The organism is Streptomyces sp. NPDC002926 (genome assembly GCF_053591755.1).
This window is the reverse complement of sequence record NZ_JBSFUK010000004.1, coordinates 114685-131788: the sequence shown is the minus strand read 5'-3', so window position 1 is coordinate 131788 and position 17104 is coordinate 114685. Positions and strand designations below refer to the sequence as shown.

16 protein-coding genes are annotated in these 17104 nt (G+C 70.8%); 7 read left to right on the top strand and 9 right to left on the bottom strand.

Features of this window, described 5'->3' with window-relative positions; genetic code table 11:
- Positions 1 to 91: 91 nt before the first annotated feature.
- Together ACWDZ6_RS09710 and ACWDZ6_RS09705 are read right to left on the bottom strand one after the other, a co-directional pair.
- Positions 92 to 2755 (bottom strand): outer membrane protein assembly factor BamB family protein, encoded by a 2664-nt coding sequence (locus tag ACWDZ6_RS09710; protein ID WP_451502437.1) that lies wholly within the window; start codon positions 2753 to 2755, stop codon positions 92 to 94.
- 37 nt (positions 2756 to 2792) lie between these two features.
- On the bottom strand, positions 2793 to 3068 hold the full coding sequence (locus ACWDZ6_RS09705; RefSeq protein ID WP_451502436.1) for a hypothetical protein: 276 nt from the start codon (positions 3066 to 3068) through the stop codon (positions 2793 to 2795).
- Between the two features lie 231 nt (positions 3069 to 3299).
- Between ACWDZ6_RS09705 and ACWDZ6_RS09700 the strand changes: the two genes are divergently transcribed.
- The 3 genes from ACWDZ6_RS09700 to ACWDZ6_RS09690 are packed head-to-tail and all read left to right on the top strand — an operon-like array spanning position 3300 to position 6387.
- Complete coding sequence (locus ACWDZ6_RS09700) at positions 3300 to 4559, top strand: ABC transporter substrate-binding protein (protein ID WP_451502435.1); 1260 nt, start codon at positions 3300 to 3302, stop codon at positions 4557 to 4559.
- On the top strand, positions 4556 to 5584 hold the full coding sequence (locus ACWDZ6_RS09695; RefSeq protein ID WP_451502434.1) for a carbohydrate ABC transporter permease: 1029 nt from the start codon (positions 4556 to 4558) through the stop codon (positions 5582 to 5584). Before ACWDZ6_RS09700 ends, ACWDZ6_RS09695 begins: the two co-directional genes overlap by 4 nt.
- On the top strand, positions 5584 to 6387 hold the full coding sequence (locus ACWDZ6_RS09690; protein WP_451502433.1) for a carbohydrate ABC transporter permease: 804 nt from the start codon (positions 5584 to 5586) through the stop codon (positions 6385 to 6387). The genes ACWDZ6_RS09695 and ACWDZ6_RS09690 overlap by 1 nt, the downstream gene beginning before the upstream one ends.
- Positions 6388 to 6527: 140 nt before the next feature.
- Here the strand turns inward: ACWDZ6_RS09690 and ACWDZ6_RS09685 are convergent, their stop codons facing one another.
- Positions 6528 to 7526 (bottom strand): LLM class flavin-dependent oxidoreductase, encoded by a 999-nt coding sequence (locus ACWDZ6_RS09685; RefSeq protein ID WP_451502432.1) that lies wholly within the window; start codon positions 7524 to 7526, stop codon positions 6528 to 6530.
- Between the two features lie 81 nt (positions 7527 to 7607).
- Here ACWDZ6_RS09685 and ACWDZ6_RS09680 point away from each other — a divergent pair, with 81 nt between their 5' ends.
- Positions 7608 to 8591 carry a dihydrodipicolinate synthase family protein gene (locus ACWDZ6_RS09680; RefSeq protein WP_451502431.1) on the top strand — a complete coding sequence of 328 codons (984 nt, stop codon included), beginning with the start codon at positions 7608 to 7610 and terminating at the stop codon, positions 8589 to 8591.
- 45 nt (positions 8592 to 8636) lie between these two features.
- Here ACWDZ6_RS09680 and ACWDZ6_RS09675 read toward each other — a convergent pair whose 3' ends face one another.
- The 3 genes from ACWDZ6_RS09675 to ACWDZ6_RS09665 are packed head-to-tail and all read right to left on the bottom strand — an operon-like array spanning position 8637 to position 11280.
- On the bottom strand, positions 8637 to 9398 hold the full coding sequence (locus ACWDZ6_RS09675; protein ID WP_366733521.1) for an amidohydrolase family protein: 762 nt from the start codon (positions 9396 to 9398) through the stop codon (positions 8637 to 8639).
- Positions 9398 to 10159, bottom strand: a complete 762-nt coding sequence (locus tag ACWDZ6_RS09670) for a hypothetical protein (RefSeq protein ID WP_366733522.1) — start codon at positions 10157 to 10159, stop codon at positions 9398 to 9400. Before ACWDZ6_RS09670 ends, ACWDZ6_RS09675 begins: the two co-directional genes overlap by 1 nt.
- The gene (locus tag ACWDZ6_RS09665) at positions 10156 to 11280 is read right to left on the bottom strand and encodes a DegT/DnrJ/EryC1/StrS family aminotransferase (RefSeq protein ID WP_451502430.1); all 1125 of its coding nucleotides are present in this window, start codon (positions 11278 to 11280) and stop codon (positions 10156 to 10158) included. The genes ACWDZ6_RS09670 and ACWDZ6_RS09665 overlap by 4 nt, the downstream gene beginning before the upstream one ends.
- 117 nt (positions 11281 to 11397) lie before the next feature.
- Here ACWDZ6_RS09665 and ACWDZ6_RS09660 point away from each other — a divergent pair, with 117 nt between their 5' ends.
- Together ACWDZ6_RS09660 and ACWDZ6_RS09655 are read left to right on the top strand one after the other, a co-directional pair.
- Complete coding sequence (locus ACWDZ6_RS09660) at positions 11398 to 12636, top strand: hypothetical protein (protein WP_451502429.1); 1239 nt, start codon at positions 11398 to 11400, stop codon at positions 12634 to 12636.
- Between the two features lie 42 nt (positions 12637 to 12678).
- Positions 12679 to 13755, top strand: a complete 1077-nt coding sequence (locus ACWDZ6_RS09655; RefSeq protein WP_451502428.1) for a mandelate racemase/muconate lactonizing enzyme family protein — start codon at positions 12679 to 12681, stop codon at positions 13753 to 13755.
- An 89-nt stretch (positions 13756 to 13844) separates the two neighbouring features.
- Here ACWDZ6_RS09655 and ACWDZ6_RS09650 read toward each other — a convergent pair whose 3' ends face one another.
- A complete protein-coding gene (locus ACWDZ6_RS09650) occupies positions 13845 to 14573 on the bottom strand; it encodes a TetR/AcrR family transcriptional regulator (RefSeq protein WP_366733526.1) in 729 nt (242 codons plus the stop codon).
- Positions 14574 to 14624: 51 nt separating this feature from the next.
- On the bottom strand, positions 14625 to 15560 hold the full coding sequence (locus ACWDZ6_RS09645; RefSeq protein ID WP_366733527.1) for an AurF N-oxygenase family protein: 936 nt from the start codon (positions 15558 to 15560) through the stop codon (positions 14625 to 14627).
- A gap of 198 nt (positions 15561 to 15758) precedes the next feature.
- On the opposite strand from ACWDZ6_RS09645, the gene ACWDZ6_RS09640 reads away from it, so the two are divergent.
- Entirely contained in the window at positions 15759 to 16868 is a 1110-nt protein-coding gene (locus tag ACWDZ6_RS09640; protein ID WP_451502427.1) for a ferritin-like domain-containing protein, read from the top strand.
- On the opposite strand, the gene ACWDZ6_RS09635 is transcribed toward ACWDZ6_RS09640, so the two are convergent.
- Positions 16865 to 17047, bottom strand: a complete 183-nt coding sequence (locus ACWDZ6_RS09635) for a hypothetical protein (RefSeq protein WP_451502426.1) — start codon at positions 17045 to 17047, stop codon at positions 16865 to 16867. The genes ACWDZ6_RS09640 and ACWDZ6_RS09635 overlap by 4 nt on opposite strands.
- Positions 17048 to 17104 lie beyond the last annotated feature (57 nt).

Below are 17104 nucleotides of genomic sequence, written 5' to 3'. Positions count from 1 at the left end.
TGCGAGCACGCCAGTCCCACCGCCCCACGAGTGGTCGATTCAGCGCAATACGGTCACTCGTCGTGGCGGAGTTCGTGGATACAGCGGCGTGTCAGTCCACCGGCAGGGCGTAAAACGTACGGTCCCGCCGGACGACGAGATTCCGGCCACCGCCGGCGAGGGGCTCGTAGCGGGGTGCGTCGGTTCCGCTGTCCTGCGCGCCCGTCTCCTGGAATTTCCACAGCCGCTTTCCGTCGCGCGCGGCGAACGCGGTGAGCTGGCCGCTGTCGTACGCGAGTACCGTCCGGCCGCTCGCGCTGAAGCCCGTACCCGGAATCTCGTCCGACACCGGCGCGTCGGTGGAGCGCCGCCACAGCAGGCGGCCGTTCGCGGTGTCGACGGCGGACACCTGCTGGTGACGGCTGGCGACGTACAGCATGGGGCTGCGGAGGATCGCGCCGCCGAACACGAAGACTCCGCTCTCGCCGGGAGCCGTATCGGCCGGAGCCAGCCGCCACAGCAGCGCTCCGCCACTGATGGTGTGCGCATTCAGCCGGTCGGCCACCGGGGCGTACAGCCTGCCCGACGCATCGCCCACCAGGGCGGCGGCGGGATGGATGCCGGCGAGCCGCAGTGACGTGAGCTGCTTGCCGGTCTTCCGGTCGAAGGCGAGCAGTACGGACGCGCCGTTGGCGGCCTTCCGCTGAGCGGGGGTCAGCGTGGACGCGTACTGCCGTACGACGATCTCGGCGGGGCGCACGGCGATCAACTGGTACTGCGGCGCGTGTGGGGCAGGGGCGCCCGGGATCCGGGTGCGCCACAGCCACTTGCGGGCAGCGAGGTCGTACGCGAGCAGGTAGGACTGCAGCGCGGCGCCCTTCTTGACCTGGCCGGTCATCCAGAGCGTGGTCCCGTCCAGGCCGGTCCTGCCGGTGAGGGTCAGGACCTCGCCGGGACCGGCCGACGTGGCCTTGGCGATCCGGTGCTTGACCTGTCCGTCCTGTGCCGCGATCCACAGGAACGCGTCGGGGGTGTCGACGAAGCAGAGCGCGTCGTCGACGGGTACGGCGCGGGAGACCGACGCGGCCTCCTTGCGTTGCCAGAGCCGCCGTCCGGTACGGAGATCGACCCCGGTGGACTCCTCGCCGGTGAGGACCAGCACCCGGTCCTGCCAGACGGTGGCGGGCAGCGGGGCGGCGGCGGTCGCCGGATGCTCGTAACGCCACACCGGCTCCGGCGGCAGCCCGGCCACCCGGGTGCGGCGCGGTGCGGGGGCGGCTTGGGCGCGGCCCTTGTCCGCGTCCCCGGCGGCGATGGCGTACACCAGACCGCCGCCGACCACGAGCCCGGCAGCCGCGCCGGCGATACCGGTGAGCAGCGCACGCCGATCGGGCGCGGGGGAGGCGGGGGGCAGCGCGCCGGGGGGCAGCGCGGCGGGGAGGTGCGCCGCGGGAAGGGGTAGTGCGGGGAGGTGTGGGGTGGGAAGGGGCGCGGTGGGGAGAGGCGCTGCGGTCGAAGGAGCGACGGGCGGCCGCGCGACTGCGGAGGCGGTGCCGGTCTGCGCGCTACGCGCCGCGGGTACGGCGAGCGCGGCGGTGACCCGGTCGACGCGAGCCCCGTCCCCGGGCCCGCCGTTCCCGGGGGTGTTGCGACCGCTGCCCACGAGCAGCGTGTCCCCGTCCCGCACGGAGCCCGGTCCCGCCCCGGCGGCACCCGCGTGCTGTGCGGCCACCGCATCCACGGGCCCCGCGCCCGCATTTCGGAGGTCCGCCTCCGACTGGCCGGGGTTGGCGTCAGGACCGGGGTCAGGACCGGAGCCGGCGTCAGGACCGTTGCCGGGGCTGGGATTCCACGCGTCGCCCCGCCCCAGCGCCATCACCCGCGCCGCCTGCTCCTCCACCGCCGCCACCAGGTCCGGAGGCAGCCAGCCCTCCCGTGCCAGCGCCGCCGCGCCCTCCAGGGCCAGGTCCGCCGCCACCGTGCCCGCCGAGGGGCGGTCCTGCGGTGACTTCGACAGGCAGCGGGCCACCAGGGGGCGCAACTCATCCGGCACTCCGCCCAGTTCCGGCTCTCCGTGCGCGATACGGACCGCGTCCGCCAGCGGGGTCTTCCCCGTCGACGCGTACGCCAGCAGCAGGCCGAGGACGAAAATGTCCGACGCCGGTCCGGGCTTCGCGCCCGTCGCCTGCTCCGGGGTCAGATAGCCGAGCTTCACCGTCAGTTGCCCGTCCGGATGCGCCTTGGCGACGGCCGCCGCGCCCAGCGCCCCCAACGCGGTGAGCCGCGGTCCGTCCGCCGCGAGCAGTACCGTGTCGGGCGCCAGCCCGTGCAGCACCGCCCCGGTCGCGTGCACGCGCGACAGGGTCTCCGCGAGGGCCGCGCCCAGTATCCGTACCGCCCGTTCCGGCAGTGGACCGGCCAGCGCGATGGCCTCGCGCAGCGTCAGCGCCGGGACGTACGGGCTCGCCGTCCACAGCGGCTCACCGTCCGCGACGTCAGTACCCTCGGTCCCTTCCGTACCGTCAGCACCGTCCGTGCTGGATGCGATCGGCGCCACCCAGCCACCGGCCAGCCGCTGTGTCCGTCGCGTCTCCGACCGGAAGCGGCGCCGGAACGCCGTCAGCGCCGCCAGCTCCGGCCTGGCCACTGAGACGACCGCCGTGGCGCCGTCCGGTCCGTGCGCGAGGTAGCGGACACAGACCGCCGAATCGCGGTGGCGCGCCAGCGTGGTGAACGGGCCGATCTGGCGCGGATCGTCCTGCTGCAGCGGCTCCATCGAGAGCATCCCCCCTGGCGACACGGTCCTCGTGATCTTATGGCGCGCCGTTCGGCTTCGACCAGGGCCACCTCAGCGCGCGGCGTTCCACGCCATCGGGGGCGTACTCGTACTTCCAGCCGCGTTGCAGCCTCAGCCGTTTGGTGTAACCGGCCGGGACGCGCCGGTACGCGTACACCGTGGGCGGGCTGCCGTCCTCGTTGGGCACGGGGATCTCGTACCACTTCGGCGGATGGCCCGTCATCCCGACCAGGACCGGCAGCACGCGCCCGTCCATCGGCCCGCCCACGAAGGGTGTGTTCTCGCTTCTCACGTGAGCCAGTGTCACGCAGGCCCTGTATGCCGTCCGCACCGGGCGCGCCGCCTTCCGGAGGAAGGCGTCCCGAGGAAGCCGTCCGCCGACGGGCCGGCGGGGTCCGGGCGGCACTTTCGCAGCGAACCACCTGGCTGAGGCATTGACATGCCCTGTCCCACCCCGTACCTTTCGGCCCAGGCCGAAACTAGCCGGGCTCTGGCTCCCTTCTCAGGCCTTCCGGAGGCCCCCATGAAGACAGGCTTCAAGCGCGCCGCCGCACCTCTCGCTCTGTTCACGCTCGCCGCCCTGCTCGCAGGCTGTGGCGGTGACAGCGATTCGGGATCGAAGAAAGTCACCGTCTGGATGTACCCGGTGATCGCCGATCCCAAGGCCAATTCCGCCTACTGGGCGCAGATCGAGGCGGACTTCGAGAAGGCGGCGCCGGGCACCTCGCTCACCATCGAGCAGCAGCCGTGGGAGAACCGCGACCAGAAGATCGCCACCGCGTTCGGCGGCGGCAAGGGGCCGGACGTCGTCCTGCTGACGCCGGACCAGATTCCGCAGTTCTCCGCCAGCGGCGCCATCAGCCCGGTGGACCGTGCGCTCAAGGACAGCGCCGGCAAATTCCTGCCCGCCACGCTGGACGCGATGAAACAGAAGGGCAAGATCTACGGCGCGCCCATCTACCAGACCATCACGACCACGGTCTACAACAAAAAGTTGCTGACCGAAGCCGGTGTCACCACACCGCCCGCGACCTGGGACGAGATCAAGGCCGCCGCCCCCAAGCTCAAGAAGAAGGGCGTCGCGCTCCTGGACTACTCCGCCAGCAACGAGGCCTCGCTGAACCTCAACTTCTATCCGCTGCTGTGGCAGGCCGGCGGCAGCGTCTTCGCCGAGGACGGCAAGAAGGTCGCCTTCAACAGTCCTCAGGGTGTCGAGGCGCTCACCTTCCTCACCGACCTCTACAAGGCGGGCTCGGTCCCCAAGTCGTCGATGACGAACACCAACCTCCTCGCCGACCAGGCACTCGGCAAGCAGCAGGCTGCCATGGGCTTCTCCGTCGTCCTCGCCGACGCCGAACTGGCCTCGAAGACCTGGGGCCCGGAGAACGTCGTGGTGGGAGCGCCGCTCAGGGGCCCCGCGAAGGAGGTCGCGTTCGGCATCCCCGGTGCGCTCAGCGTCAACGCCAAGTCCAGGAACACTTCGGGCGCGGAGAAGTTCCTCGCCTTCATGACTCAGCCGGCGCAGGTCAAGTCCCTGGGCAGCGCCAGCGGCTATTTCTCACCACGGACGGACGTCACCGTGCCGAACGCCTCGCCGTACGCGAAGCAGTACCAGGCGGCGCTGGCGAACGTCAGTCCCGGTGAGCCCAACCCGGCCGCGCGCCAGCTGATGGGTCTGCTCGCGCCGGAGATCCAGGCGGCCCTGGCGGGGAAGAAGAGCCCCAAGGAAGCGCTCGACTCGGCGGCCAAGGCGGCCGACGACCTGCTGGCGCGGCAGCGTTGAGCGAGGAGATCACACGCGATACGGCCTCGCGCGAGGCGGCCACAGGTGAACCGGTCACGCGCGAGGTGGCCACCGCGCGCGTGGTCACCGTCCGTGAGCAGGTCACCGGCAAGCAGGCCGTTCGCAACGCGGGCCATCACCAGGGCCCGCCCGGCACCCCCGCGCGACGACGCGAGGCCCTCGTGGGCCTCGCGTTCGTGGCCCCGATGCTCGTGCTGTTCATCGTGTTCCGCTTCGGCCCGACCATCGGCGCGGCGTTCCTCTCGCTCACCGACTACCGGCTCAGCGGCGAATGGCGCTTCATCGGCGCCGAGAACTACACCCGCCTGTTCGCGGACGACGTGTTCTGGGAGAGCCTGGGCGTCACCGCCGTCTACACCGCGGTCTATGTCCCGATGACCGTGGTGCTCGCTCTCGGCACGGCCGTGCTGCTGCACCGCACCGTCTGGCTGCGCGGCTTCTTCCGCGGCCTCTTCTTCCTGCCGTACGTCACCAGCATCGTCCTGGCCGCCGTCATCTGGAAGTGGATCTACCAGGTCGACGGCGGGCTCCTCAACGCGACACTCGGCGCCCTCTCCCTCGGCCCTGTCGACTTCCTCGGCGACGAGTCCCTCGTCCTGCCCTCCATCGCCGCGACGTCCGCCTGGAAGGGCTTCGGCTACACCATGCTGATCCTTCTCGCCGGGCTCCAGTCCATCCCCCGCGAGATCACAGAGGCGGCGACCATCGACGGCACCAGCGCCTGGCAGCGCTTCCGCTGGGTGACGCTGCCGCTGCTGCGGCCGGTACTCTTCTTTGTGCTCGTCATCGAGGCGATCCAGGCATTCCAGGTCTTCGACGCGATGTATGTCATGACCGCGGGCGGACCGATCCGGGCCAGCTACTCGCTCGTCTACTTCCTGTACGACTCGGGCTTCAAGTACTTCGACTTCGGGTACGCCAGCGCGATCGGCCTGATGCTTTTCCTCGTCGTCCTGATCTTCTCGCTCATCCAGCGCCGGCTCATCGGAAGGGAGGCGGACTGATGGCACGGCTCAGACTGCCCGTGCTGCTGATCCTGGTCGCGTTCGTGACCGTCACGCCGTTCCTGGTGATGGTGCTGGTCGCCTTCGCCCCGCCGGGCGGTCAGGCACTCCCCGGGGCCTTCGACATCACCCGCGCCACCTGGCAGAACTTCACCGACGTCCTCAACGGTGCGGACATCGGCCGCTGGGCGTTCAACTCCCTCGTCTATTCGCTGGTTTCGGTCGTGCTGATCCTGCTGTTCTCGTCGATGGCCGGATACGCCTTCGCGAAGAAGCGGTTCCCCGGGCGCGAGATCCTGTTCTGGGCCTTCCTCGCGACGCTGATGGTGCCCTTCCAGGCCACCCTCATCCCGTACTACATCCTGGTGTCGAAGATGGGCGGCGTCGACACGTACTGGGGGCTGATCGTGCCGACCCTCGCCAACTCCCAAGCGGTGTTCCTGATGCGGCAGTTCATGTATCAGTTGCCCGACGAGCTCTTCGAGGCGGCGAAGATCGACGGGGCGTCGGAGTGGCGGATCTACACCACCATCGTCATTCCGCTCATCCGGCCGATCCTGGCGACTCTCGGGGTGTTCGTCTTCCTGTGGCACTGGAACGACTTCCTCTGGCCCCTGGTGATCGGGCAGTCCGAGCAGATGCGTACCCTCACCGTCGGCCTCGCCACGCTGGAGGGCGAGAACATGGCCATCAACCAGATCATGGCCGGGGCCACCATCACCGTGGTCCCCTGCCTGCTTGTCTTCGGGCTGCTGCAGCGCTATCTGACCGACTCGATCGTCACCACGGGTCTCAAGAACTGACTTGGGCGGCTGGACGCGGCCGGTGACAGACCTTCGGGCAGTACCCGTTCGGCCGACGACCGTTCATCCGGGCACCCATTCATCCTGGCACCCGTTCGGCCGACACCCGTTCGGCCGATACCCGCCATGCCGACGGCCGTTCAGCCGTTGAGGCCCGGCAGCACCTCGGTCCCGAACGCCTCGATCGCCCGCAGCGCGTCCGACTGCGGCATGCCCGGCGGCTGGATCCGCAGGACGACCCCGTCGGCGCCCATCTCGCCGTACTGTCCGAGCCGCTGCACGCACTCGTCCGCCGAGCCGATCACGGAGCGCGCCTCGATGTCGTCCCACTGCTGGGCGTAGCGCGCGGCGTCGGCCGAGGTGCGCTTCCAGTCGCCGTAGGCGTCGTACAGACCGCGCAGCGGGCCCTCCAGGGCGGCTCGCGCCTGCTTCGAGGTGGTGGCGGCGTAGCCCTCGCGGCAGATGATGACCTCGGCACCGAGACTGGCCGCGCCGCGTGGGTACGAGCGGTACTCGTCGATCTTGTCGGGGAGTTCGGAGTCGAGCTCGTTGAAGGAGGTGGTCCAGCCGTCGCACATCCGGGCCGTACGCTCCAGCGCCGCCGAGACCCGTCCGCCGTTCCAGATCCGGGGCCGCGGGGACTGCACCGGACGGGGTGCGAGGAAGGCCCGGTCGACCGAGGTCCAGCGGCCGTGGTGGGTCACCTCGTCCTCGGTCCAGAGCCGGGTGACCAGCTCAAGGCACTCCTCGAAGCGGGACACACGCTCGCGCGGCTGGGTGCCGTACAGCGTGAACTCCTCGGGCCGGTAGCCGAGTACGAAACCGGCGGTGAGCCGCCCGCCGGAGAGCACATCGATGTGCGCGAGGGTCTCGGCGAGCCATACCGGCTGGTAGACCGGCGCGATCAGCCCGGCCGTGGCGAGCCCGATGCGCTCGGTGTGTGCGGCGAGATAGGCCAGGGAGGTGACGGCCTCGTGGTAGCCGGGCCGGTGCAGATGGCGTTCGCCCAGCACCACCCAGTCGAACCCGGCCTGTTCGGCGAGCTTCACCTGCTCCACCGCGTCGGCGAGCCGGGGCCGGTCGGCCTTGTCCGCGTAGAGATTGACGTAGAGGCCGAGACGCATGGTGCGCTGTGGCATTCTCGCTTGCCCTTCCTTTACGGTCCGGGCCGTAAAGGCTAGCGTGTCGCCAACAACCGCAACAGACGGGAAAGATCGCCCATGTCTGCGACGGAGGACCTGGTACGCCGGCTGCGCGGCACCGTACTGCCCGCTGTGGCCACCCCCATGGACCCCCGGGGAGTCGTGGACCTGGACGCGCTGCGCGGATACGCGGAGCGGATCGCGGCCGAACGGATCGGCGGCGTCGCCGTCTGGGCGCACACCGGCCGTGGTCTTCATCTCTCCCGGCCCGACCGTCATCAGGTGCTGCGCATCTGGCGGGAGGCGGTCGAAGGGCCGGTCGTGGCAGGCGCGGGGGTGCCACGACCGGTCCGCCCCCGCACCTTGCGGGAGGCCTGGGACGCCACCGTCGCGATGGCGGTGGACGCCGCCGCGCTCGGCGCGGACGCGGTCATGGTCTATCCGCTGGCGCAGTTCGCCGAGCGCCCCGGGGGACAGTCGGAGGCGGTACGGCTGCACGAGCGGGTGGCCGAGGAGAGCGGGCTGCCGGTGCTCGGGTTCTTTCTGCACGGCGAGGCGGGCGGCTACCCCTACCCGCCCGAGCTGATCCGCCGGCTGCTCGCGCTGCCGTCCGCCGCCGGGGTCAAACTTGCCACGCTGGACCGGGCGATGGCCTGCCAGGATGCGATCCGCGCGGCGAGCGGGAGCGGCAAGCTGGTGATCACGGGCGAGGACCGGATGTTCGGCCCGTCGCTGATGTGGGGCGCGGACACGGCCCTGGTGGGCATCGCGGCGGCGCGGGTGCCCTTGACGACGGCGGTCCTGGACAGCTGGCGGGCGGGTGACCATGCGGGTTTCGTACGGGCTTCGGCCCGGCTGGACCGGTTCGCGGAAGCGACCTTCCTGGCGCCCATCGAGGGCTATGTGCAGCGGATGCTGTGGGCGGCGGTGTGGGAGGGACTGATCCCTCAGGAGGCGGCGCACGATCCGTACGGGCCCGAGCTGCCCGGTGCCGAGCGGCAGGCGGTCGTCACGTGCCTGGAGGCGCTCGCGAAGGAGCAGGCCGGCCCGCCCGGCGAATGAGGGCAGGCCGGAAGGGCGTGCGGGGTTCCAGGGGCGCAGCCCCCGTCAGGGGGAGGGGCGGGTAGGGGACGGAACGGCCCCCAGCCCGAAGAGCTCCGCCGCGTTGCGCCACAGCACCCGGTCCAGCTCTGCCTCGGTGAACCCCGCGTCGCGGACGACGCCGAGCGACACACACGGGTCGATCAGCGTCGCGTCCGTCCCGAACAGCAGCCGCTCCACCGGCACCCCGGCCTCGCGCGCGTACGCCACACGACCCGCGTCCGTCGCCGTACGGCAGTGCTCCAGGTAGAGCCTGTCGCACGAGGCCGCGGCGTGCGCGGCCTCGCGCCAGGCGTCGCCGCCCGCATGGCCCATGATCACGCGCAGCCCGGGACGGGACGCCAGCAGCTCGGGAAGCAGCGTGACTTCACGGCCCCAGGTGTGCAGCAGCAGCGGCACACCGGCCTCCGCGACCACGTCGAAGGCCTCCGCCATCTCCCGTGACCCCGGCAGTCGTCCCGGATAGTGGGTGTGGATCTTCGCTCCGACGAACCTCCCGGTGTCCAGGCAGCGCCGCAGGTCCGCCGCGCTCTTCTCGGGCCGGTTGGGGTTCACCACCGCGTATCCGTACAGCCGCGGCTGCTGCGCCAGCACCTCGCGCAGTGCCGCATTGCCGGCCACCGCGTCGTACACCACCGCCTCGGCGGCCGACACGAGCTGCAGATCGATGCCGTACCGGTCCATCTGCCGGAGGTTGGTGTCCCCGTCGCCGGTGGTCAGATGGAACTGCCAGCGGCCCACATGCGCGTGCACATCGATGATCGGCATCAGACCAGCAGCTCCTCGACGTTCTTGGTGGCGATCGCGGCGCGGTCGTCGTCGGAGATGTCCGCGTACCGCAGCCGCAGTGTCTGCGGCGAGATGTCCATGAAGGGCGTGCGGGAGCCGAAGACCAGATGGCGCGGACCCACCGAGTCCACCACGCGCTCGATGGAGTCGGGCCCGGACAGCATCCGGGTGGTGGCCCGGAAGCCGGGTTCCTCCTGGGCCAGCAGCAGGAAGTCGGCCAGCAGATAGGCGTGCAGATCGAGGAAGATGACATCGGCCCCACGGCCGGCGAGCGGCGGTCCGAAGCGGCGCGGGTCGCCGTCGTGCAGGAGCACCATGCCGCGGTCCAGGGCGAGCGAGACCACCCGCCGGTAGCCGGGGAAGCCGGGCTCGGCCACCTGCTCGACGGTGAACAGCCGCAGGAATCGCACGCCGGCGGCGGTCAGCTCGTCCAGCCGCGCCTCCGCGGTCATCGCGTCCCGTACGTCGACCGTGCCGACCGGCAGCAGCTCCGGGCAGTCCGCGAGATCGCGCAGTGTCTCGGCGTTGCCGGCTCCGTCGTCGAACAGCGGTCCCCGCGTGGACAGCGCCAGCGCGCCCGCGACGGGGGAGCGGGCGAGACGGGCCCGGACCTCCGCGAACCCGACATCGATGTGGTGCCGCGGCCATGACCCGTACAGCACATCCACGTCCCAGCCGACATGCTCCGCCGGCGTCGGATGCAGCCACTCGTACGCGTTCAGCCAGTCATACGCGCTCATCGTGATCCCGCCTCGCCCAGAGCCCGGGCGATCCGGTCCACATCGCCCTCGGTGTACGCCTCGTTCCACTGCAGCACCAGCAGCGTACGGTCGATCAGCCGCTCCGCGCGGGGACACAGGCCCGGCGGATACCCCGGCAGCGCCGGATTGGCGTACAGCGGCCGCTCCAGATAGCCGGGCAGCGCCGGTACGCCCACGGCCTGGAGGCTCTTCGCCCAGCGGGAGTTGTCGTCGACCAGGAGCGGCACCACCCACCAGGCGTGCCCCGCGCGCCGCCCGGCCATCCGGACGCCGTCGAGTCCGGCGATCGCGGCGGCCAACCGCCCGGCCCGCTCCCGCCGCAGCCGGACGACCTCGGCGACGCGGGTGAGCTGGACCCTGGCCACCGCGGCGGTCAGCTCGGTCATCCGGTAGTTGAGGCCCGCCTCGCGGTGGATCCGGCCCTCCGTGCGGTCCCAGCCCTTGTCCATGAACAGCCTCATATGACGGGCGAGGGCGGGGTCGTCGGTGACGGAGAGACCGCCGTCGCCGGCGGTGATGTGCTTGTACTGCTGAAGGCTGAAGCAGGCGATGTCCCCCCGGGTGCCCAGCAGCCGGCCCGCCGTGTCCTCCCCGAGCCAGGCCTGGGCGCAGTCCTCGATGAGTACGAGTCCGTGCCGGTCGCAGATCGCGCGCAGCGCGTCGATGTCCGCGGCGCCGCCGAAGAGATGCACGGCGATGAGGGCCTTGGTACGTGGGGTGATGGCGGCCTCGACGGCCTCCGGGTCGAGATTCCCGTCCTCGGGGCGTACGTCGGCGAACACCACGCGCGCCTGCTGCGCCATCACGGGCGCGACCGTCCCGAAGTCCGAGAGCGGCGTGGTGATCACCTCGTCCCCCGGCCCGACCCCCGCCGCCGCGACGGCCAGATGCAGGGCCGCCGTCCCCGAGCTGGAAGCCACCGCATCGGCGCGGGAGTACAGCTGCGCCATCTCTGCTTCCAGAGAACGTGCTTCACTGCCGAAGGCGCTGCACAGCACCGCCGAGTCCAGTACACGCAGGACCGCGGCCCGCTCCTCCTCGCCGAAGGTGCGGCCGCGCGGGCCGAGAACTGTTGGCAGGTGCATTTCCCGTTCGGGCATCGGGGCACTATCCTCTCGGCAAGCCTGCATTTATGGCCTGGGCCGAAATTAGGACGGCCGTCGGCGGGCGTCAAGAAGCACCCCCTGGAACCACTCCAGAAGAACGGAGACCGGCCGATGGCTCTCACGGTCGGAGTGATCGGCCCCGAGGACCTCGTGCACAAGGTGGTCGCGGTCGGCGACCCGGCCGGAGCGACCCGGCTGGTGGCCCTTCCGTACCGGCACGAGGACGAGACCCCCGAGGTCGTCGCCAAAGCACGGACGGAGGTCGACGCCCTCCTCTTCACCGGCGTCGTACCGCATGCGCTCGCCACGGCCGCCGGCCTGGTGGACCTGCCCGCGATGTACGTTCCGTACAACGGGGCGACCCTGCTGCGCGCGCTCGTCGAACTGCTCCGCCTCGGCCATGACGTCTCCCGTATCTCCATCGACACCCTGCGCCGCAGCGAGGTCATGGAGACGCTCACCGAGGCCAAGCTCCCCACCGAGCATGTGCATGTACTGCCGTACCGGCCGGGACTGACCTCGCGGGAGCTGGCCGACTTCCATCTCGCCGCGCGCGACGAGAAGGAGACCCGGGTCGCGATCACCTGCCTCGGCTCGGCCTTCCAGCTGCTCGACCACGAGATGCACGCCGTACGGCTGGCGCCGTCCCGGCACTCCATCCGCTCCACCCTGCAGGCCCTGACGCTCGCGACCGCGGCACAGCACAGCGGAGACGCGCAGGTCGCTCTCGGCATCATCGATCTGCCGGCGGCCGACCAGGAGCTGGCGGCGGACCTCCGGGTGCTGGGCGGCAGCCTGGCCGATCTGCCCGACGGTCAGCGGCTGGTCGTCACCACGCGCGGAGTGCTGGAGACGGTGAGCGGGCAGTTCACCCGGCTGCCGTTCCTCGACGACCTGGCGGCCCGGCACGCCACCGCGCATGTGGGCTTCGGTCTCGGCCGTACCGCCGCGGAGGCCGAGTCGCTGGCCAGGCGCGCGGTCAAACGGGCCCGTTCGGCGGGCGCCGTGGCCGGAGTCGTCTCGATGACCGACGACGTCGACATCGTGATCGACGGCGAACGGTCCCCGGACGCACCGCCCGGACCGCCGGCGGGCCCGGAGAGCACGGTGACGCTCGCCCGCCGCGTCGGACTGCACCCGAAGACGCTGGACCGGCTGCGTGAACTGGCCGCCCAGGACCCGGAGTCGGGCATCACCGCGTACCGCGTGGCCGAGCACCTCTGCGTCCAGCAGCGCACCGCCCGCCGCATACTCAAGCGTCTGGAACGCGCGGGCCTGGCCGTCCCCACGGCCGACCGCATGCAGGGCCGGACCGGCCGCCCCCCGATCGTCTACCGCGTACGCCTCTGAGCCCGGCTTTACGGTCCGGGCCGTAAGCCGAAGGAGCCGCGCTTGAAGATCGCCTCGATCAACACCCGTGTCGTCAGGGCCCCTTACCGTCGCCCGTTCGTCATCAGCAGCGGAACCAGCCCCGAACTCATCAGCCTGGTGGTCGAAGTACGGACCACCGACGGCGACCACGGCTTCGGTGAGGCCTCCCCGATGACCGCCTACACCGGCGAGACCCTCGCCGGACTCGAGGCGGCCCTCACCGAGCACGCCGCGCCCGCGCTCATCGGCCGTGACCCCCGCGACCTGGCGGGAGCGCACGCCGCCATGGACACCGCCATCCGCGGCCAGCACCTCGCCAAGGCGGCGCTCGACATCGCGCTGCACGACGTGGCGGCGCGGGCGGCGGGCTGGCCCGTGCACCTGCTGCTCGGCGGCTGCGCCCGCTCGCGCGTCCCCACCACCTGGGTGGTGGGTCTCGGCACGGTCGAGGAGATGGTGGCGGAGGCGACCGGGTACGCGGCGAAGGGTTTCACCCACATCAAGGTCAAGGGCGGCGAGGACCCGGACCTCGACGAGCGGCTGGTCCGTTCCGTACGGGGGGCCGTCCCGGACTCCGTCGAGCTCTCCCTGGACGCCAACGAGGGCTACGACCCCGGCACCGCGGGCAGGACGGTGGCCCGGCTGGCCGACGCCGGTCTCGACCTGGTCGAACAGCCGCTGCCCCGATGGGACCTGGCCGGAATGGCCGCGCTGCGCGGCCGTGGCGGTGTGCGCGTGATGGCCGACGAGAGCATGCAGTCGCTCCACGACGCCCTGGCGATCATCCGCAGTGGCGCCGCCGATGTCCTCAACATCAAGATTCTCAAAGTGGGCGGGCTCCACCGGGCCCGGCAGATCGCCGCGCTCGCCGAGTCCGCGGGCCTCGCCGTGAAGATCGGCTCCATGCCGGAACTGGGCGTCGCCTCACTGGCCGCCGCCCATCTGGCCGCCGCGCTTCCGCATGCCACGGTCCCGGCGGATCTGGTGGGGCCGCTGCTGGTGGACGCGGAGCCGCTGGCCCCGACGGCGTTCGCGACGACGGCGGACACGGGCTGGGTGGACGTACCGGTGGGCCCGGGTCTGGGCCACGACCTGTGAGAGTGGCGGGCTCCTCCGGAATCCGTCCGGCGATCGGGGACGCGCCCGAAGGGCTCGCGGGGGCCTGCCCCCGGTTGAGCCGGTCGCCGCTACAGCAGGCGCGCCACGTCGTCCACGACCGGGCCCACCCGCCGCGCCAGCCTGCCCACCGACCCGGACGGGGTCTCCAGCGCCAGCAGTTCCTTGACCGCCTCGGTCGTCTCCGCGTCCGTCGCGGCGGTCGCCGCCAGCAGCGCGATGAGATGGTCGACCAGCCAGTCACGCAGCTCCTCGGCCGACGGCTGCTTCCCCTCGTCCAGCCAGATCAGCGACGCCGCCTCGACGGCCGCGATCCAGGTGCGCACCATCAGCCGCAGTCGCAGTCCGGGACTGGCCACCCCGAGATGGACCAGGACATGCTCGGCCGCGGCCCGCCGCACCTCGTCGACGATCGCGGTCGTACGGGACGTCTCGGCGACGCTGCCGCCGCGCAGCAGTGCGCTGAAGCCGGCGTCGTGCTCGTCGACGAAGACGAGATAGCGGTCGAGCACCCGGGCGAGCCGCTCGGTCGGCGGCCCGGCGGACGGCTCGGCGAAGCACTGCTCCAGCTGGTCCGCGGCGGACCGGAGTGCCGTCTCGTACAACTGCTGCTTGCCGCCGGGGAAGTAGCGGTAGACGAGGGGCCGGGACACACCGGCCGCCTCCGCCACGTCGTCGAGCGAGATCTCGTCCGGCGGCCGGTGCGCGAAGAGCGTGAGCGCGGCGGCGAGCAGCTGCTTACGGCGCTCCTCGACGCTGAGCCGTCGGTACGCACGGGTCGCTGGAGCGGGACTGGTCATGCTCCGCAGCGTAACGGCACTGTTCGCCACCGTACGGTCCGACAACGAGGATCACGCCAGCAGGCCGGACGCCTTCCACAGCCTTCGGCCCGGTCCTCGCAGCACTCCGATGTCGTCCAGGAAGTCCGTGAGACGCTTCGCGCCCGACTGCATCACCTCGCGCCGGTGTCCGCTCGCCTTCACCTGGGCGACCGCCTCGCGCCGGTCCAGGCCGATGTTCGTGTACACCTGCGGATTGACGAAGCAGACGGAGAAGACACGCGCCGCCTCTCCGCTGGTGATCCGGGTGAGCTCCTGCTCCCAGCGTGGTGCGGTCACCATCTGACGCCGCAACTCCTCGCGGGCGTACCGCACATGCCGGGCCTCCTCCACCACATGGATACGGGTGACGCCGCGCACCAGGGTCTGCACGCGCTCGTCCGGGAAGGTCAGCCGCTGCATCCAGTCCAGGATCTCCTCGCCGAGCAGCGTCGCGGCGAACGAACCGGGAGTGGTCGAGACGGTCTTCAGCACGCGCGCCAGATTGTGGTACATCCGGGGCACCGGATAGGCCGGCGCCCCGCCCTTCTCGATCATCCTGGCGAACATCATCGAGTGCCGGCACTCGTCCGCGATCTCGGTGAGCGCGTACCGCACATGGCTGCTGGTCACGGACTTGTCGTAGATGTGGCGCACCAGCAGCTGCATCAGGATGATCTCGAACCAGATTCCGAGCGACGCGAGCGACGCGGCCTCGTGCCTGGCCAGATCCAGCCGCTGTTCCTCGGACATCCTGTGCCAGAGCGGGGTGTCGTAGAGGGAGAGCAGCTCCGGTGGCCAGAACCACTTGCCCTCCTCGACGGGAGACTCCCAGTCGAGCTCCTTGTCGGGGTCGAAGGAGTGCTTGGCGGAGGACTCGAGGAGCCGCTGGGCGACCTGTTCGCGGTCCCGGAGCGGGCCGAGTGCGTCGCGGAGCAGCTGCACATCGCCTGGGGTCACGGTCGTCATTGCGGAGGGCACCTCACGAGTCGCATCGGGTCCGGGGCGCCCCCGGGGCGGGCCGCGATCCGGGGGCACGCCTTATGAGACTCCATGTCAGTAAGGTCGTCAATCCCTTGCGTACGACTTGTTGACTCCTCGTCTACCAACGTGTGAGCCTGCCAAGTGTCCTTAAGTTCTACGGGATATGAGGCGAAGGAGCCGTCAGTGTCGACGCACGATCGCTATATGCACGCCCCGGAACACTCCCTCTGGCAGGTCCCGGCCTCCGGCGCGGCCCGCTTCAGCTGGGAGTACGAGGACGGCCGCGACCGCCTCCTCGCCCTGTACCAGAAGGGCAAGGACAAGCAGTGGGACGGCGCCAAGCGTATCGACTGGGACCTGGAGGTCGATCCGTACGATCCGCTGGGCACCCCCGACGAGGCACTCAGCCTCTACGGCTCCCGCCACTGGCCGAAGCTCACCGAGAAGGACAAGGGCGAACTGCGGCTGCACTACACCTCCTGGCAGTTCAGCCAGTTCCTGCACGGCGAGCAGGGCGCGATGGTGTGCGCGGCACGGATCGTGGAGTCGGTCCCGGATCTGGACGCGAAGTTCTACTCCGCCACCCAGACCATGGACGAGGCACGGCACGCGGAGATCTACAGCCGTTTCCTGCACGAGAAGATCGGGATGCTCTACCCGATCAACGACAACCTCCAGGGCCTGCTCGGCGACACCCTGCGCGACTCCCGCTGGGACATGCCGTACCTGGGCATGCAGGTCCTCATCGAGGGCCTCGCGCTCGCGGCGTTCGGCCTGCTGCGCGACACCACGGACAAGCCGCTGCCCAAGCAGATCCTCGCGTACGTCATGCAGGACGAGGCCCGTCATGTGGCCTTCGGGCGGATGGCGCTGCGCGACTACTACAAACAGCTCAGCGACGCGGAACTGCGCGAGCGCGAGGAGTTCGTCATCGAGGGCTGCTATCTGATGCGCGACCGGCTGAGCGGAGTGGAGGTCCTGGAGAACTTCGGTATCCCCAAGCAGGAGGCGGCCGAGCTGTCCGAGCAGTCCGAATACCTGCAGCTGTTCAGGAAACTGCTGTTCAGCCGGATCGTGCCGTGCGTCAAGGACATCGGGCTGTGGGGCGAGCGCTTGCAGAAGGCCTATCTGGACATGGGCGTCTTCGAGATGGGCGACGCCAACCTCGACCTCCTGATGTCCCAGGACGAGGAGATCGCCGAAGAGCTCGACCGCGAGCGTTTCGCGGCGGAGGAGCAGGCACGGGTGTCGGAGGTCGAGGAGGCGATCGCGGACGGCGCGCAGGGCTCCTAGACCACCGGCCCAGGAACCGGCACGGCCACCGCCGCCGGCTCCTCGGGCAGCACGTCGTGCGTGGCGTCGGTGTCCTTCACCGTCGCTGTGAGGTGCTCGTCCGCGGGCCGCGTCAGCTCTTGGTCGAGGCCCTTCGAGTACGCCTCCAGCAGCTCGCCGGACCATTCCCTGCCGGGCATCGGCGGCTGCGGCCGCCGGCGTCCACCACAAGCAGCTGAAGCTGGACCTCCCGTTCC

What these genes read in the sequence shown, in the direction of transcription:
- ACWDZ6_RS09710 (WP_451502437.1), bottom strand. Translation starts at nt 2,755, where the DNA reads ATGGAGCCGCTGCAGCAGGACGATCCGCGCCAGATCGGCCCGTTCACC.
- ACWDZ6_RS09700 (WP_451502435.1), top strand. Translation starts at nt 3,300, where the DNA reads ATGAAGACAGGCTTCAAGCGCGCCGCCGCACCTCTCGCTCTGTTCACG.
- ACWDZ6_RS09690 (WP_451502433.1), top strand. Translation starts at nt 5,584, where the DNA reads ATGGCACGGCTCAGACTGCCCGTGCTGCTGATCCTGGTCGCGTTCGTG.
- ACWDZ6_RS09685 (WP_451502432.1), bottom strand. Translation starts at nt 7,526, where the DNA reads ATGCCACAGCGCACCATGCGTCTCGGCCTCTACGTCAATCTCTACGCG.
- ACWDZ6_RS09680 (WP_451502431.1), top strand. Translation starts at nt 7,608, where the DNA reads ATGTCTGCGACGGAGGACCTGGTACGCCGGCTGCGCGGCACCGTACTG.
- ACWDZ6_RS09675 (WP_366733521.1), bottom strand. Translation starts at nt 9,398, where the DNA reads ATGCCGATCATCGATGTGCACGCGCATGTGGGCCGCTGGCAGTTCCAT.
- ACWDZ6_RS09670 (WP_366733522.1), bottom strand. Translation starts at nt 10,159, where the DNA reads ATGAGCGCGTATGACTGGCTGAACGCGTACGAGTGGCTGCATCCGACG.
- ACWDZ6_RS09665 (WP_451502430.1), bottom strand. Translation starts at nt 11,280, where the DNA reads ATGCCCGAACGGGAAATGCACCTGCCAACAGTTCTCGGCCCGCGCGGC.
- ACWDZ6_RS09660 (WP_451502429.1), top strand. Translation starts at nt 11,398, where the DNA reads ATGGCTCTCACGGTCGGAGTGATCGGCCCCGAGGACCTCGTGCACAAG.
- ACWDZ6_RS09650 (WP_366733526.1), bottom strand. Translation starts at nt 14,573, where the DNA reads ATGACCAGTCCCGCTCCAGCGACCCGTGCGTACCGACGGCTCAGCGTC.
- ACWDZ6_RS09645 (WP_366733527.1), bottom strand. Translation starts at nt 15,560, where the DNA reads ATGACGACCGTGACCCCAGGCGATGTGCAGCTGCTCCGCGACGCACTC.
- ACWDZ6_RS09635 (WP_451502426.1), bottom strand. Translation starts at nt 17,047, where the DNA reads ATGCCCGGCAGGGAATGGTCCGGCGAGCTGCTGGAGGCGTACTCGAAG.